This is a genomic window from Paenibacillus sp. EB106-06-01-XG199 (assembly GCF_058791575.1).
The window spans coordinates 449968-466663 of sequence record NZ_JBYTDQ010000004.1; the positions used below are offsets into that span (position 1 = coordinate 449968).

A 16696-nucleotide genomic window follows, 5' to 3' on the forward strand; every position below is an offset into this window, starting at 1 on the left:
AGTAAATACTGTCTACATGGTTTAATACTTGATAAGTCCATGCATTAGAACAGGCAGTTCTATAGAAATAATATATTAAACTCAGATATAGAGTACATGGCATGGTACTCACTAAATATGTTATGATACTAGATATTTTATATTAAGGAGATTTATTATGATTGAGTATCTGCCACGTAGTAAACAGCATACAGAATTACAACTCAACCAATTCGGCATTGAGGATTGTATACCGGGTCATTTTTTTGGGCCAGCTGTGAGGAGTCACTATTTACTCCATTATGTTTTGAGCGGGGAAGGATTCTTTGAAGTGGGTGGAATTAAATACCGGTTGCGGAAGGGACAGGGGTTTTTAATTTTTCCCGATGTATTCACTTATTATCAAGCTGATACAGCAAATCCTTGGTCCTATTGCTGGGTTGGGTTTAACGGGACATCGGCGGAACTGCTCCTCAAGCAAGCAGGGCTGACAAAGGATTCCCCTATCTTCCGCTACGACAGAGATGATATGATTTACCAGTACTTGCAGTTGATGAACGAGTCGCGGGGATTCCGTAAAGCCCGGGAAACCAGACTGACGGGGCTGCTTTATTTATTGTTATCGCTGCTCGTGGAGTTCAGTCCGGCTACATCCCCTGAATTAAAAGAAACCCGTGCCGAGATTTACGTTGAAAAGGTAAAGGATTTTATCGAGATGAATTATCCTGAAAAAATAACCATTTCGGACATTGCCCAATTTATCGGACTCAATAGAAGCTATTTATGCTCGCTATTCAATCAGCGGATGCATATAAGCATCCAGGATTATTTGATTCGCTATAGAATCAATAGAGCATGTGAGATCATGGGAAACGCGGAACTTTCAATCGCTGACATTTCCCGGTCCGTAGGCTATAGCGATGCTTTGCTATTCTCAAAAATGTTCAAAAAGCTAAAGGGCTCCTCTCCTAAACATTACCGGGCGGAAGTTCTTGCCCTATCCCAGGACGATTCCCCAAAGCAAATTCAGCAAATTGAAGAGGAACATCTTTTTTATAGCGGATTCACACCATGAGAAATAGAAGAAATAGATATGCCGAAGCCAGTAAACTATTCTGTAAAGTTATATAATGTGATTAATTGTAAATTAGGACGGTGTATATTAATGAAAAAGGATCGTTGGGGAATATTTATATGTATAGTAATCATCTTAGAAATTATTGATGTGTTTTATAGTTTAATATTTAAACAATCTATAGAATGGTTTTCTTTAATTATCTTAACTCTCCTTTTATTTTTTATTTTTACTTCTTATAAAACTGGAAAGTGAAAAGTTCTAATCTTTAAGAAGCAAGCGAACCGGCATCAAATTCACTGTTTCCTTATTTGGCTTGGATTATTTTCGTTATGGATAAGTGCGGGTTACAAGCAAACATGCGATAAATAGATTTGCGTAAATAAGCCATGACCGTTAAAGCGGTATCCGTACAAGCGAAGTCTATGATTAGAATATGGCTCATTGAATCACCACTATCTTTTAGATTGTGAATTTATGTTCAAACTTAATACGAACCACAGTATAGCATAAATTATTATTTGATCGAAACATTCATTCCTTATCGTTTCCTTATAATCGCTTGGTATTCTGACAGCAGATCAACAAACAAGACGATTTTATTGATTCGAGGAGGAATACATATGATTACGAAAGCTAGAACGTTAAAGTGTTTAATGGTAGTTGGGATTAGCATTTCCTTAATGCATAATGCGGTTTCTGCCTCGGCAGCGAGCCAATCCCATTTCATATCGAGCCAGACAGATGACTTGCTCCCGCTCAGGCAAGTAGTAGAGAAGCTGGGCATGAAGATGCAGTGGGATAAGGCAACGCGTACGGTCAAGGTTATTAACTGGGCTGGTGGGCTGCAGATTCAACAACAGGCTAACAAATTGGTTGCCAAGCTGAATGGTGAGCCTGTTCAGAACGCTGGCAAGATTGAAATGAAGCAGGGGAAGACGTATATGTCGGAGCAGCTTTTCAATACCATTATGAAGTCGAAGCTGGATTGGGTACCAGAGATGAAAAATTTCCATTTGAGCCAAAGTGATTTAACAATGAGAACTGCAGCTTTTCTGACTAATATGCAACGGGGACAACTGATAGAGGCCCTAGCGTATGCTGATCAGAAGCTCGTTCAGACTTCCATCCCGACTCCTGTTACCATGATGCTTAACCAGCTTGTTGGGGCATCCATCATAGAAATAAATAGGACGAATAATGCTGTGCATCAGGTGGTAACAGCAATTTTAGAGCTGCAGGGCAGCAAGTTTGATGTGGAGATACGCTATAATAACCAGGGATTGATAGATGATATTTATGTCAATATGCATGTTCCAAACAGTTATAAGCTACCAGACTATGCAGATCCCTCTTCTTACACAGAGAAGGCAGTCGTTATTAACGAAGGAAAATATACTGTACCAGGCACTTTGACGATGCCGCAAGGCAAGGGACCTTATCCGGCGGTTGTATTGATTCAAGGCGATGGAGAGTCGGATCAGGATAACACATTTATGGCGGTTAAACCTTTCAAAGATATGGCTGCTGGTCTTGCAAGTCGTGGTATAGCAGTAATAAGAGCTGAGAAGATTACTCGTGAGCATTACGCACAATCCTATTCCACTTATACCGTGCAAGAAGAGTTTGTAGATCCTGCGTTATCAGCGATCAACATCTTGCAGAAAACTGAAGGTATCGATTCGAGTCGAATCTATTTAGCAGGCCACAGCCGTGGTGGGTTGATGGTACCACAGATTGTTGCACAGGCAGAGCCAAACTCTATTGCCGGTGCTTTCATTCTGTCATCACCGAACCCTCAGTTGACGGAAATTGATACTTACTTTGAAGCGAGTGCCGAAGACCAGGTAGAAGCGGATACACTGGCGATCTATCGAGAACAGTTAGGCCTAGTGCTTCAACCAGACTTTGATCCGCATCATGCTGCGGCGTTTCAGTTGACACCAAATGCATACTGGTGGAACAGTTTGAAGAGCTATGTGCCAGGACAGGTGCTGATCAAGCATCCTATTCCGCTTCTTATCCTGCAGGGGGGCAGAGATGCACAGGTTACCTCAACTGAACTGGAACTATGGAAGGAGACGTTGTCAGGTCTTTCAGATACAAGCTATAAGCTCTACCCTGAATTGAATCATGCCTATATCGAAAGTGGCAAGGGTGATCCGATGTATGAATTCCTTGTTCCTGGCAATGTGCCAACATATGTGATTGATGATCTGGAGAGCTGGATCAAGAGTCATTAGGTCAGTAACTGGACAGTGAAAAGTTGTTCTATGAGAACTATTCACTGTCCAGTTACAAAGTAAAGATAAAAGAATTGATTAAATATCACTGCCCAGTGATACTCTTATGAGATGGTAAATTCCGAGATACAAGTGTCGTTATACTTAGAGCCTAGGTTGACTTCTAATATGGTGAACGTAATGCTGGTTGTTGCTTTAACTTTTGGCAGATCCCATACGGATTCCTTCGTGAAATCAACAATGACAGAGGTTCCATCGGAGAAGGTTATTTTTGCTTTACGCACACTGTTGTTCTCCAGATAAGCGGAGACGGATTTACCATACCCCGGAAAAACCTTCAAGCTGCTAACCTCAGTTTTTTGGGGGAAGCTAATCGTAAAGCTTTGTCCTATTCCACTCCCTTTAACCCCTTCGCACCAGCATGTGGCTGTATCCCCATCGATTACTTGATTTGCATTATAAGAGCCGGCCTTCGATTTAGGTAATGTGGATGATGCTGTGATTTTGGAAACCTTAACTTTGTTAGCAAAATGAGAGGATTGCGACCATAAATCCTTGATTTCTGTTGCCTTATAGGTGTGCAAATTCACTTTATATTCGGTTAAGAGAATCCCTCTTACATACACTTCGACATAAGCAATCCAATTTTTATTGCTTTCATTGTCTGCAGCAGGGTAAATGAATTTCACCAGATTGGATTCTTTGCATTTGCAGTATTGGGATACAACAGCTAAGGCATCCCCTGGCTTTGGAACCCGGTTCGCATAAGGATCACGAATGAAGGTCTGCGGCTGAGCAAAAATTTTGTCTATATCCGAAGGAAGTGCTCCCATTTTAAGCACAATAGTGCCAGGTTTGAAATCAATGATGCCCTCTCCTTGCGCAGTCCTTGGATTTTCATGCTGGGTATAGTCCTGGTATTCGTAGGTGAATTTTACGGGTTTCTGTTCATTAACAGCAATAGGTGCCGTTGATTGAAAGGTATAGTTCTCTTCGTCCCAGACTGAATACTCTAAAGATGCTTTGCCCGTATTCTTATCAAATGTAAGATTTATCGTACCGTCGAGATCTTCGACCTCAACCAATGCTTTGTCAACCCATTCACCTCCGTAAGACGAACTCAGTGAACTGGAAGCAGGAGACGCCGCATACAAACTATAGGTAAAAATAGAGTTAACAGCCATAAAGATAAACAAGACATTGATCATTAGTTTTCGAATTGCCATCGCATCCTCGCTTCTTTTCTTATAAATTCTATTGATGAACAAATACTCATTTAATATAGTAGTACATAAAATATAAAAAGTTTGTCGAATGTTAGCGATTTTTAACCCTTCGCCTCAAAAAAAGTCACCAGAAGAAAGATCGGATCCGGAATCACCCGCGACAAGGGAAATGTACTTTTGTTATCTTTTGTTTACATATTGACCAAACTTTAGCCACATGTGCCCGATATAGTGGAAAACAATAACAATCAAAGGGCAAGTATACTTTGCTCCTAAGAGGAGGAATATCCTATTGTCAACCATATCTCGGTCACAAAATGATTCCGGCCATGTGAAGAATGGACAAGGTAATATGCGGGGAACGGGGCGTCTGATACTATCGGATGGACGAAGGCTTAAATGCATTCTCAACACTAACTGTGTTGGAGATGTTGTACCTTTCCTCATTAATAAAAGCGCATTAATTTATCTGAAAGGAAGGTTAAGAAATGAATACAAACATTATAGAACGTGAGTTTTGCTGCACAAGAGACGGGGGAACAACTATGCAGCGTATTGTTTTGATTTCTGCGGTGGCTGTACGCATGGGGAAGGTAGAAGTGACGGAGAAACAACCGATATGACGGTGCAGACTGAATGCGAGGACCTTAAAGCCGTCATGGATTATGTCAAAAGTTTATCCTATGTAGATGCAAGTAAAGTATCGCTTATGGGCTTTAGCCAAGGCGGATTTATTTCGGCGCTCACAGTAGCGCAACGCGCAAATGAAGTCGAAGCGTTAATTCTCCTTTACCCGGCACTCTGCATACCAGATGATGTTCAGGATCATGTGGACAATCAATTAGTCAAAATCCGGGCAGCTTACACATTAAAGGGAACTGATTATTAGGGTGAGAAGTGCCTGTTACATATCGTTAACCAGAGCGTGAACGGGGAATGGTAGCCTACTGTAAATACAGACAGCAAGGCACTCGCTTTGGGGTTTTAATTTCAATAGTTCTCGAAGGAAGCGGTCAGAAGGAAACAACTGAACTATAGACGAATCAGAGTTTCCCTCTCCTTTCAGTTATGAAATATTGCTAGACCGGCTTGCCGCTGGGGCAGCAGATGATTGAAATCCGCTAAATAACCGGTCGAAGCGCCGCATCATTGTCTCAAGCGGACTAATTGAGAAGCGCACAAGCAGCCCACCTGCAATGAGTGTTATCAGTACGACACTTACGACACCAAATGTATAGTCCATACCACTAATTATGAGCACCCAGGCAAGAACAAACTGAGCAGCATATAGAGTTAACGCTACTTGTCCAACTGCGGCAAAAGGTGTAAGTATAGCAGCCCCCTTCTTCGCTATAAGACATGTCAGTCCCAGCACTAGAAGAGAAGTACCCAGCCCAATCAGGAGTTGAAATGTTGACCCGCTCTGCGGACCTGAGGTCAGAAGCATTTGCCACAGGGGCGGTGCTACATTGTGTGGCCAGATTGCATATGGATCTGGCTGAGTAGTGGCGATATTCGTATAATCTAGAAGCCATTTCTCAAAAGAATGGGCCAGCCCAGGAAGCACCCGGTTGGAAAACAGCTTAGAGATGACAAGTAGAATTATGCCGCTGATGATAAGCCACGTTGCATTACGTAGACTATGAAGGTTAAGTCGCCCGATCACCATGCCAGCAACGAAAACCGGAGCGACCCCAAGCGCAGATAATGGACCGCCAGCTATGTCTCCTAGGAAGTAGGCTTCTGACAACACACTGCCACCTAGAATCATCAGTGGAGGTCCAGCCACAAGCAGTACTAATGATATTGTAAAAAGTGTACGCCTAGAGCAACGAACCAACACTAAAGCCAATACGAATAATGTAGCATAGGCAGGTAAAATAACCCCAAAAGGACCATTTAACATAATAAGAAGATAACCAATAAGATCAATGAATATTGCCCGTGCCAGCATCTGTGCCCTGAATGCAGCCATCTCCACTCCTTTTTCAATCATGCGCTGTGTCATGATCGAGTAGGAGATGCCGGAACAAAGTATGAATAATATCATTGTGTTCCCTGAGACAATAGAAGCAATAACATCGTTTGAAGTAAAGTGCTGCAAAAACATTCCTATTACCGCTAGCCCTCGTGCTGCGTCCAGTGCAATTAGACGCCGTGTACCCTGCGAATTTATACGGCTTGACAACTAAATTCCCCCTCAAAAATATGTTCGTGCCCCGGTCAACTTATCGACAGCTTCTCTGGCATACGATCGGTGAATATGGCCAGCGATTCATTAGAACTAGGAACCAGCAGCTGCAGATTGCCCGGTTTCTGCACTGAATATTGAATTCGCCAGCAAACGGTATTGATGCTGTGAATGGCCGTTATTTGTCAAGTCGTTAGCGAATACCGTCAGATTTTTATTATTTTCTTTGTACGTAAAAGCCATGATCTGACCCTTGGCGGCAGCGTGTTTCGGCCACCAGCCTGCTTTGTAAAAATTCTCTTTGTCGCTTATTTTAGCAAGTACTTCTGCCGTTTTCGGCACAGCTGTAATATATGAACCACTGACAGTATAAAAATCCTCCTGTTCTTTGTAAGGTGCAGTAATAACGTTGTCTTGACTAACGTCTGCCAGGAATACCCCTTCATAACGCTCCCAGTCAGGTCCGGCAAAGGCGAACCCGGGAATCCAGTCCTGGATATTCTTCATCCCCATATTTCCATATGCGATATAAGGTTTTCCGTTCCTTACCAGCTCAGCAGAATCAAACGTATTTACGAGGATGTCAGCCTTCTTCTGGTCTGCTGTCACATCAAAGCCCAAATCTTCCAATACAAACTCAGGTTCACCCAGAGCGGCTACAGTCAGGCGTTTAAGGTGTTGTCCAACTGGCTTACTTTCCCCAAATGTATCCACGTCAAGAACATATTTGGAAGCTAATGGTTCTAGGTCCTGATAGGAAACGACAAAATCTCCTGCTTCGTGCCCCTCTTCACTTGCTGTAAGCATCGTCACTGCTTTGCCTGATGAGAGCAGATCGTTGACCGCTCTGATCGCATCATTATTCGTGTTGCGAATGAGGACGTACGCAATGTTGTTTGGCATTGTCGTCCCCGGTACCGGGACGGATGTTACCGGCATCGTTTTGCTTGCAAATACGCGTGGCTCCCGGATCACATAACGATCGAACCCGCGCAGATCAGGGAAATTCTGAACAATCTCTCCGGCAACCGATTTATAGTCCGATACATCAATTCCATCATACAAGACGAGATTTGCCATGCCTCGCATCGACTGATGCATATTCACAACAAATGATCCTGCAGGGTATGTCGTACCGTCAACGGTTACTGTTTCTGTTGAATGCTCAACCTGAACCCCGTTTCGCAGGAAATATTCAACCATACGATAAACTTCAAGCGCATTTTTCTGTACGCTTTTATCAACTGGCAGTACGTAATACTCCGGAAAGAAATTTGCATTCCCTTGACGCGGGCGGCCGATTTCTTTATTTTTGGCATTGACCAAATACTTATCTACTGCACGATTATCAATATTATCCACACCGCGTTCATAGACTTTGAGTTGATTCAGGAACAATTTTTTCTGATTATTCATGACATAGGATGTTGCTGCTGCCACGCTATAGTATAGTGCTTTCGTAGACTCTTCGTTATTCTCCGGAATTTCCAGCGTGTGTCCGAGCGCCCCATGATGCATGGCAAATACGGCGGTATACGCCGGAGAAGCGTCATCCCATCCCAAAGCCGTACCTTTTGAAACATACTTCGAATCTTTCACAGATTTCCGGTGTTCCTCGTAGGGAATATGATAATAATCATACTTGGTGTTGGCGATGCCGGCTTCGCCCATGGCTTTTGCTTGCTCCACCATACTGTCAATGAGCAGGTCGTATTCGATGTTAGGATCATGCGGCGGCGTAGCCGGTTCAATCAGGAAGCCTCTATCAAACCCATGCAAATCAAGAAAAGAAAGCGGGGACCATTTCGCAATTTGTTCTGTTACGCTGCGCGTCTCCGGTTGCGTCTGATAAGAGTTGTCCCGGTTCAAATCAAAATAATTGGCATTGCCCCGTTCCGTATGAACGCGGCCATCCGGATTATCCGTATAAACCAGCAGGAAGAACACATGCTTTAACGCATCATCTACATTGAAGTTGACCTTGCTTGCTTTGCCATCGGACAGCGTGGTGTTATACGTAATCCGATCGTCCAATGCCATAGACTTAAAATAATTAAAAATGGCATCGACACCCGGCGATTCATTCGGATGAATATTATTCAGCCAGATGGGCACGGCATAGTCGCTGAATACACCTGATTTAATATCGGCTTGCAGCTGCTTGGGATTATTCAACATGGCAGCATGAGTTACATTCTGATATTTGTCGACCGCTGCTTTGTCCTTAGCGACGATCGTGAAGTAAATATCCCTTCCTTCGACCGACTTTCCAATGGATTCGGTATGAATGTACCGTTTGTTTTTGATTGCGGCTTGCTTTGTAACAGCATCAATCTGCGGCTTCAACTCCTCGTAAGTCAGGAAGCTGTCATATGGCGTTAATTTCACCGGAGCCTGGGCAATAACATGTCCGTTAGCTTTTGCCGCCAGATCATAGGTTCCCATCAGTGAAGCGAATAACGGCTGCTGCAGGCGGGGTTCAGCCAGATTGTCCGTACTGTAAGGCAGGTCAAAGGTAATGCTGGCCGTGAGTACCACTCCTTTCGTCTTTACATTGTTAACTGTGATAAAAGACGGACCGGTGTAATTACGTTTTTCAAACGCAAATTTCTTCCATTCGGATAACGGTTTGCCTCCATAGGTCCAGCTGATCCTTTTTGAATCTACACCTTTCGGCAGATTAAAACGGACTTGGATTGTTTTCTTTTCCGTCATGGATGCCACATTGGTATTCATTTTTAAGATTTGGACAGGTTTAACTTCACTCAAAAACTTTTCACCGTGAGCCGTCGTGCCGGTCAGCAGCGACAGTGAAATTAATATCGCCAGTGTGCCTTTATTTAATAGCTTCTTCAACATTCTGTTTCCCCTCTTCTGACTGTTCCGATGCATCGTTTTCAATGATATTCCGGACATATTCTTTCAATTCATTGCTGCTTGAGACGCCCAGAACCGCCGCTCTTCCAACATAGGTTTCTTTAACCAGGTTCATTGGAGGAATTTGCTCACTTGCCTCCATTTTGCTTCGGTATCCCACTGACGCCAGTTTCCACATATCGTTTACCGATAGGTTGGTATCAATATAAGGACTGACCTCCTCAAGTATGGAAGGCAGCTTCATGATAGAGGTAGTGCTTTTCATTTTTTCGACGATGGCATTGGTGAATTCCCGCTGGCGTTTCGTCCGGGAGTAATCGGACATAGCATCATGACGAAAACGAACATACTGCAGTGCTGTTGTCCCGTCCAGATGCTGCTGACCCTCTTTCAGGTCAATGTCATATTCATGCTTATCGGCTTTACTCTCATAGTTCATATTCTTCTCGACATAGAAATCGACTCCACCTACAGCATCCACAAGCTTAATAAAGCCCTGAAAGTCTGTGTATACGTAAAATTGAATCGGAATTCCCAGTAGATCACTTATTGCACTCATCGCCGTATTGGGTCCATATGTGATCGCCGTATTGATACGGTTCTTGCCATGCTCCGGAATTTCGGTATAGGTGTCGCGGAGAATGGAAAACACATGAATACGATCACGGACCGGGTCGAGCGTTACCACCATCATGCTGTCGGATCTGGGAATCTCCCCTTTGGAGGTTCCGCGGGCATCCACTCCCATCAATAATATATTGACGGGTTCCTTGCCAGTCCATTTCGGAGGTTCTACGATCTTCTCATCGTTTGCTTTCACCTCATAAAAAGGAGAGTTATCCGCAGTTTTACTTAATCCATCCAGCCCTTTATAAATAGAAGAGACATAATAGAACACAAACGCGATAACCCCAACGAGAAAAATGGATGCCACTATTACAATTCTTTTCTTTTTCAACTTCATGTCGAATCCTCTTTTCTTTGTATTCCTCCCTTCATCATCCTTACTGTTCTTGCAAAGCTTGCAGGAGAAGAGAAGCGTAATATCTGCTGCCATCCGGCTTAAGATGCACTCCGTCTTTATAGAAGTAATTCTTTTCCCCCTCGCTTGCTGCATACCAATCCACAACTTTGGCGTTATCGAATTCAGGAACCACATCTTTAATAGTTGAATTCACGGTATCCTGCCATCCTTTTGGAACCCTGGTAGTTACCACAAGCACCTGTTTGGCGTCGGACAGTGAAGTTAACACCTTGCGGAGTTGTTCCTTATTGAATGGACCATTCGTTCCAAGCTCTAAAATGACGTAATCGCCCAACGCCCCTTTTGCTTTTAATTCGTCAGTTACTTTCTTCGCTTGCGACATCTGTCTGCCCACCTTCCCGTCAACCGTGATTTTAGGAAGCAGTTCTTTCAGGTAGGGTTCGACTCCCACAATAACCGAATCCCCAATGACGGTAACCTCTTCTCCTTTTTGAATATCATCCTCTTCCCCGGCATTAGTTTGCTGCTGTTGCGGAGTGTTTTTTGAAATCTGCTGACTTTGTACAATCGGTTGATTGGCCACTTCTTTTTCAACTGAATCCGAGGAAGCTTCCCGATGTATCCCCAGGTATCCCAAAGCGAAAATCAGAATTACAAGACACCATACCATCCCTGTTTTTTTAAATTTCATCTGCATTTCATCCTTTCGGGCGTCTCTCGCCTCATCATGTGTTGTTAACTTTGATCACTAGCAGAATACCAATCGATGATGTTCACATTTTGAAACTCACCGGCAACCTCTTTCAAAGCCTCATTTACGGAATTCTGCCAATTCTCCGGTACCCGGGTGGTTACAAGGTAAACCTGTTTGGCGTCTTGTAAAGATTCCAGCAGCAGCCGGAGCTTAGTTTTGTTAAAAGAGCCGTTGGTCCCCAGTTCCAATATGATACGGTTCCCCAGTTTTCCTCTTGCCCGCAGTTCATTTACAACATCCTGGGCACTGGACATCTGCCTTCCCACCTCGCCGTCGATGACGATGCCAGGAAGTATTTCTTCCAAAGATGAAGCGACATTCAAAATTAATGAGTCTCCGATAGCGGTAACTCCCTCTCCTTGTTCAGGAGGTTCTCCCCCTGCATCCTTGCTACTAGAGTCTTGATGTTCATTCAAAGTGATCTTCTCGGCAATTACAGGACTAGAAATTCCAGGCTGCTTCTCGGCTGAGGCCGTTATCCAAGAAACAAACCGAAAGAAGACTAGAATCGTCAAAACTAATCCGACCATTGGTTTGAACGAAAACTTGCTCTTCACGGATTGCAGTTGAGCGCGAAATCTGCCCCTCCGAACCGGCTCTTCAATGTACTTGTAGGAGAAGACGGACAACATCAGGATGACCGAGAGCTGCAGCAAAATTCTTGTAAACCCCAGCTCTTCGTTAGCTGCATTCGTATTCATCAAAATAATCACCGGATAATGCCAAATGTAGAGACTATAGGAGCGTTTACCAATCCAGGCTAGCGGCCGGCAACCCAATATTCCGCCTAGGCGGCTGGCGGGGTGCACCAGCACTGCGATAACAGCCGCAGAAATCACAGACAAGAAAAGAAAACCGAATGGGTACAACGAGTCATCGTATTTTTTGGTTAGATAAATCAGTACAAGGATAATAAGCAAGCCTAATCCGCCTGTAATATCAAGCATTGACCGTCCGAAAGATGAGATCCTCCCGCTCAGCTTCCAGCTTGGCCAGCCGACTGCTAAGACCGCTCCAATCAGGATAGCGAATGCCCGGGTATCTGTTCCGTAATAGACCCTGCTTGGATCGGTTCCCGGTACATACAATATAGCCATGGCTATTGTAGATAAAAAGATTAAAACCAGGATATACAGCATTAACTTCCCCCGGCGCGGTGAAAGCCTTAAGCCAACGCGCAACGCAAGGGGCCAAACAATATAAAACTGTTCCTCAACGGAAAGCGACCATAGATGCCCAATCGGTGAAGCTGGACCAAAACTCTCAAAGTAGGAAACCTCATGAAATATGAGGTACCAGTTATTCATGTAGAAGATTGAAGAGAGCATATCCCCTTTTAGTGAAAGCAGCCTTGAAGGATCCGTAAACATAAGCCAGAGCCCAACCGTAATCAGCATGAATACCATGGCAGGCAACAGCCTGCGAAATCTTCTCATCCAGAAATTCCAGATAGAAAGGCTATGATTCGTTTTCCATTCCTGAAGTATTTGATCCGTAATCAGGTATCCCGATAGCACGAAAAATACTCCAACCCCCAACAAACCACCCTGTGCCCACTTCAAATTAAAATGATAAGCAATGACTGCCAGGACAGAAATAGCTCTGAGGCCATCTATTCCCGGCATATAACGCTTCGTAAGATGATCCTGTTTCCCATTCATTCTGTTCAGTCCTTGTTTGTTATTGGGCTTTTATCCTCTTTATTCACTATAGAGCCGAGATGTCGCCAAAGTTTGATCAGGATGTAAACAAGTTGTCACAAGCATGCCTGCTTTATTGAACAAAAAAAGGGGGCGGTTTCTTTGTACAATGCAGCCGCCAATGACCAAAAACGCAAAGCAGCGATCCTCCACTAACCGGAGGATCGCTGCTTTGCTAACTTTTTATGGCTTTACAATAATTACTCAAGTTCAATAATAAACGACGGTCCTCTCGTGAAATCGGTTTGCACGGCATGAGAATTTACGAAAGCATTGGACCCCTGAATCAACAGCTTTGTATTATCCATGTTCCAATACGTATCCAACGGCACGATCCCATGGTATACAGGTTCTCTGTACAAAACATTTCTACCTTGCATTTTGCCGACGTATACAGCATCTTCACCCTTCAAGGAGTAAGCAATGAATTTTCTGTTATCTGAAAATTTAAATGCAGATACGTTTTCCAGAATCACGGAAAGCTCACTGTTTCTCTGATCATATTCATACAGAGTTCCATCCGGTCCGAGAAATGCAAATTGATCGTTGCTAATCCATGTATTTTGTTCCCGCCCAATTTCATGTTTATAGATGATCTCAATGTTAGAACCCGTCACCCTTCCGAACTTAATAACGGTTTTCCCCGGCCGGTTGGATTCAAACAAGGTAAACAATGCGCTGCGGCCATCATCTGAAACATTTATGCTGAGAAGAGTATCCCCTTTCTCAAAATCCTTAAATTCATACTTTTTGGAAGCATGGGTCTGCATATCATAGATGTGTACGCTGCTTTTTTCACCTTCAGAGGCATTCAGTACTAAATAACTTAGATATTGACTGTTGCCAGACCAGGATATATCCTGCACATACTCTTGACCGCCGATGCTGAGTGTTTTGATCTCCGTTTCTTTTTCGTCCTTCAACGAGACCATTTTCAAGCCAGTATTGGAGGCGGTTGTCTGAGCGGCATATTTCCCGTCCGGAGAAAGCTCCATTTGAGGATTGCTTCTGATCTCTTTAATATTCCCGCTGTGTTCATAAGGATAGGTTAACCGTTTTAAGTTAAATTGTTCAGGTATGCCTGAAGTCTTGAATAAACCGACAATCGAATCGGCCGAGTCCCAGCCCAGCCAGTACCCCTCATTCATATATTCATCCGGCAGCCGGTAAATGGCTTTAACCTGGAAAGAGCTTGAACTCTGAGGCGCATGATCGGTTTCCTCGTTATCCGGAATAATTACGGTTTCGCTTTGAACTCCTGCCCTGCAGCCGGATAACAAAATTATTAGAAGAAAAGTTCCGAACATCCATCCCGAATATCTCCTGGTCATAGACTGTTCCCCTCCTCTGCCGCTTTCAGACTGCCGAATTCTACAGTAACAACCGTATGGTTGTTTTGGCTGATGACGGAAATCACTCCCTCTTGTTCATCAACAATAGACTTAACAATGCTTAGTCCTAGCCCGACACTTCCCTTTTCTGAGTCCTCGGAATGGGCCAAATAGAAGGGTTCGAAAAGTTTGGATAGTTGATCCTCGCTGATTGCATCACTTGGATTATCAAAGACAAACCGGACTTTGCCGTCAGCGTAAAGACCTTTCACTTCTATTTCCGAGAATGCCCAGCTGTATTTAATGGCGTTATCGATCAGATTAATGAAAAGCTGGCGTATCCGGTTAGTCTGACCCATGATCCATAAGTCACTTTCGATGTCAGCCCGGATCCTTTTTTTATATCGCTGCGCCCGCATAGCCATAGAGTCACAGACATCCCGAAGGATAGCGCCGGCATCCACTGCCTCTAAACCATCGCTCTTCACCTGACGTGAGACTTCAAGCAGCTTCAGCACCATCGCATGCAGCCGTTTACTTTCTTCTATGATGTGATTCATGCCTTTTTCAAAAAAGCTCCGGTCACGCTCTCCGTTAATCTTAATTAACTCGGCATATCCAAGTATTGAGGTTAAAGGCGTTTTAAGCTCATGGGTAATATTATCAAAGAAACGTTTTTCCTGTTGATGAAGCTCTTTGAGATGGTCGCGGTCTTTGCTGATAATATTGACCTGCCGGCTGATTTGCTCGATCATATCATTAAAGTTTTCCGCCAGCCGGCCGATTTCATCCTTTCGTTTAAACCGGATGCGGACGTCCAGATTTCCGTTTTTCACTTGGGAAGAGGCATGGGCAAGCTTGCCAAGCGGAAGTGTAATATGCCGGGACAAAATGTATGAAAATAGAAAGGCGGCTGAGAATATTGCCAAGGTGATATAGAGTGTTATATCCAGAATTCGATTACTCTGCTGATAAAGCTGGGTGAAATCCTTATAATATCGCAAAATGCCGACTTTAGCCCCGTCAATAACCACGGGATAAGAAAACATAACAGAGGTTTGATTCTCATTGTCCCGGATACTGTATGCGGTTTTGCCTGATACTGCTTCCTGCAGATCTTTGCTTTCCGTCTGCTGGAAGACGGACTTGTCCGAAGCATACAGCAGTTCACCTTTAACCGTGTATACGCCTACGGTATTCCCTGTCGCATGATTCAGACTGCTCCCCAATTCCTCGGCCATTTCCCCAAAATACAATTCATTGCTAGAATAATGATTGATCAGAAACGCTTGGCGGACATACACATTACTGTTTGTTTTGAGTCCCACCAGCTCCGAAGTAATCAGGTCCTGATTGCTTGTCCGAATGAATGCTTGTACCGTTTGGCTCAGCACCATAAAAGAAATGAGGAAAATAAACAATAACCCGAGCAGGAACTTATGGCTGATTTTACGTATCATGCTGAAGCACCTGTTTTTTAAACTTATATCCGATTCCGAATACCGTCGTAATATATTCCGGCGCATCCAGTTTTTTGCGAAGCCGCTGGATATGCGTATCCACGGTGCGGGTATCCCCTGCAAAATGATATCCCCATACGCTGTCAAGCAATTCGGATCGGGTGAAGGTTCTTCCCGGATTTCTGACCAGCATCAGCAGCAGGTCATACTCCTTCGGAGTCAGTTCAATATCACGGCTGTTTTTCTTTACTACCCGTTCTTCAGCAAGAATTTCGATATCATGGAAACTATAACCTTCTGTATTTGCCTCGCCTTTATGTCCGGTGTTTGCTTGCTCAATTCTGCGAAGAATTGTCCGCACGCGTGCGATCACTTCGCGCAGGTCGAAAGGTTTGGTAATGTAATCGTCTGCTCCAAATTCAAGACCCAGCACTTTATCGGTAATATCTGATTTAGCGGTAATCATAAGGATGGGAATGTTATATTCGGAGGTTACCTTCTTACATATCTCCAGCCCGCTTTGATCAGGAAGCATCCAGTCCAGAAGCAGCAGATCCGGCTGAAATAACTGTATTTCACTCATTCCTGAGGCGCCGCTTGCTGCAATACGAGTGTTAAAACCCTCCATGGAGAGCCCGTATGAAAGCAAATCCGCAATTGGTGCGTCATCCTCAATGATAAGAATTTTTGCATTATTCATTAGAATCCCCTTCCTTGTAGTACTCATGCCTAGTTTGACATTGATATTTATGTTACCTATTTGTATGGAAATAATCAATTTGAATATAAATAAAACCGGCGGCCGCTAATTTTAGAAGCCAACGGTTTTATTCTTAAGTCTCAACATTCTCGCATATCCACATTAGTCTGCCGCC

The 16696-nt window shown here is 43.8% G+C and carries 12 protein-coding genes; 3 read left to right on the forward strand and 9 right to left on the reverse strand.

The features are described 5' to 3' along the window. Positions 1-157 precede the first annotated feature (157 nt). Together AC3WT9_RS17080 and AC3WT9_RS17085 are read left to right on the forward strand one after the other, a co-directional pair. A complete protein-coding gene (locus AC3WT9_RS17080; RefSeq protein WP_341377703.1) occupies positions 158-1054 on the forward strand; it encodes an AraC family transcriptional regulator in 897 nt (298 codons plus the stop codon). 623 nt (positions 1055-1677) lie between these two features. Continuing rightward, positions 1678-3297: an alpha/beta hydrolase family protein gene (locus AC3WT9_RS17085; RefSeq protein ID WP_341377702.1), complete on the forward strand. Its 1620-nt coding sequence runs from the start codon at positions 1678-1680 to the stop codon at positions 3295-3297. Positions 3298-3401: 104 nt separating this feature from the next. On the opposite strand, the gene AC3WT9_RS17090 is transcribed toward AC3WT9_RS17085, so the two are convergent. Further along, positions 3402-4523: a discoidin domain-containing protein gene (locus AC3WT9_RS17090; RefSeq protein ID WP_492407768.1), complete on the reverse strand. Its 1122-nt coding sequence runs from the start codon at positions 4521-4523 to the stop codon at positions 3402-3404. Between the two features lie 517 nt (positions 4524-5040). Between AC3WT9_RS17090 and AC3WT9_RS17095 the strand changes: the two genes are divergently transcribed. Next, positions 5041-5412 carry an alpha/beta hydrolase family protein gene (locus AC3WT9_RS17095; protein ID WP_341090884.1) on the forward strand — a complete coding sequence of 124 codons (372 nt, stop codon included), beginning with the start codon at positions 5041-5043 and terminating at the stop codon, positions 5410-5412. A gap of 177 nt (positions 5413-5589) precedes the next feature. Here AC3WT9_RS17095 and AC3WT9_RS17100 read toward each other — a convergent pair whose 3' ends face one another. The 8 genes from AC3WT9_RS17100 to AC3WT9_RS17135 all read right to left on the reverse strand — a co-directional run bounded on the left by AC3WT9_RS17100 (position 5590) and on the right by AC3WT9_RS17135 (position 16521). Then, positions 5590-6711: a DUF418 domain-containing protein gene (locus AC3WT9_RS17100; protein WP_341090883.1), complete on the reverse strand. Its 1122-nt coding sequence runs from the start codon at positions 6709-6711 to the stop codon at positions 5590-5592. Positions 6712-6807: 96 nt separating this feature from the next. Continuing rightward, positions 6808-9573 carry a M14 family metallopeptidase gene (locus AC3WT9_RS17105; RefSeq protein WP_341377699.1) on the reverse strand — a complete coding sequence of 922 codons (2766 nt, stop codon included), beginning with the start codon at positions 9571-9573 and terminating at the stop codon, positions 6808-6810. After that, on the reverse strand, positions 9551-10555 hold the full coding sequence (locus AC3WT9_RS17110; RefSeq protein ID WP_341377698.1) for an LCP family protein: 1005 nt from the start codon (positions 10553-10555) through the stop codon (positions 9551-9553). Before AC3WT9_RS17110 ends, AC3WT9_RS17105 begins: the two co-directional genes overlap by 23 nt. Positions 10556-10595: 40 nt before the next feature. Then, the gene (locus tag AC3WT9_RS17115; RefSeq protein WP_341377697.1) at positions 10596-11267 is read right to left on the reverse strand and encodes an SGNH/GDSL hydrolase family protein; all 672 of its coding nucleotides are present in this window, start codon (positions 11265-11267) and stop codon (positions 10596-10598) included. Positions 11268-11311: 44 nt separating this feature from the next. Further along, entirely contained in the window at positions 11312-12991 is a 1680-nt protein-coding gene (locus AC3WT9_RS17120) for an acyltransferase family protein (RefSeq protein ID WP_341377696.1), read from the reverse strand. 239 nt (positions 12992-13230) lie between these two features. Next, on the reverse strand, positions 13231-14361 hold the full coding sequence (locus AC3WT9_RS17125) for a WD40 repeat domain-containing protein (protein ID WP_341377694.1): 1131 nt from the start codon (positions 14359-14361) through the stop codon (positions 13231-13233). Beyond that, complete coding sequence (locus AC3WT9_RS17130; RefSeq protein WP_341090875.1) at positions 14358-15821, reverse strand: sensor histidine kinase; 1464 nt, start codon at positions 15819-15821, stop codon at positions 14358-14360. The genes AC3WT9_RS17125 and AC3WT9_RS17130 overlap by 4 nt, the downstream gene beginning before the upstream one ends. Then, positions 15811-16521 (reverse strand): winged helix-turn-helix domain-containing protein, encoded by a 711-nt coding sequence (locus tag AC3WT9_RS17135; RefSeq protein ID WP_341090874.1) that lies wholly within the window; start codon positions 16519-16521, stop codon positions 15811-15813. The genes AC3WT9_RS17130 and AC3WT9_RS17135 overlap by 11 nt, the downstream gene beginning before the upstream one ends. Positions 16522-16696: the final 175 nt, after the last annotated feature.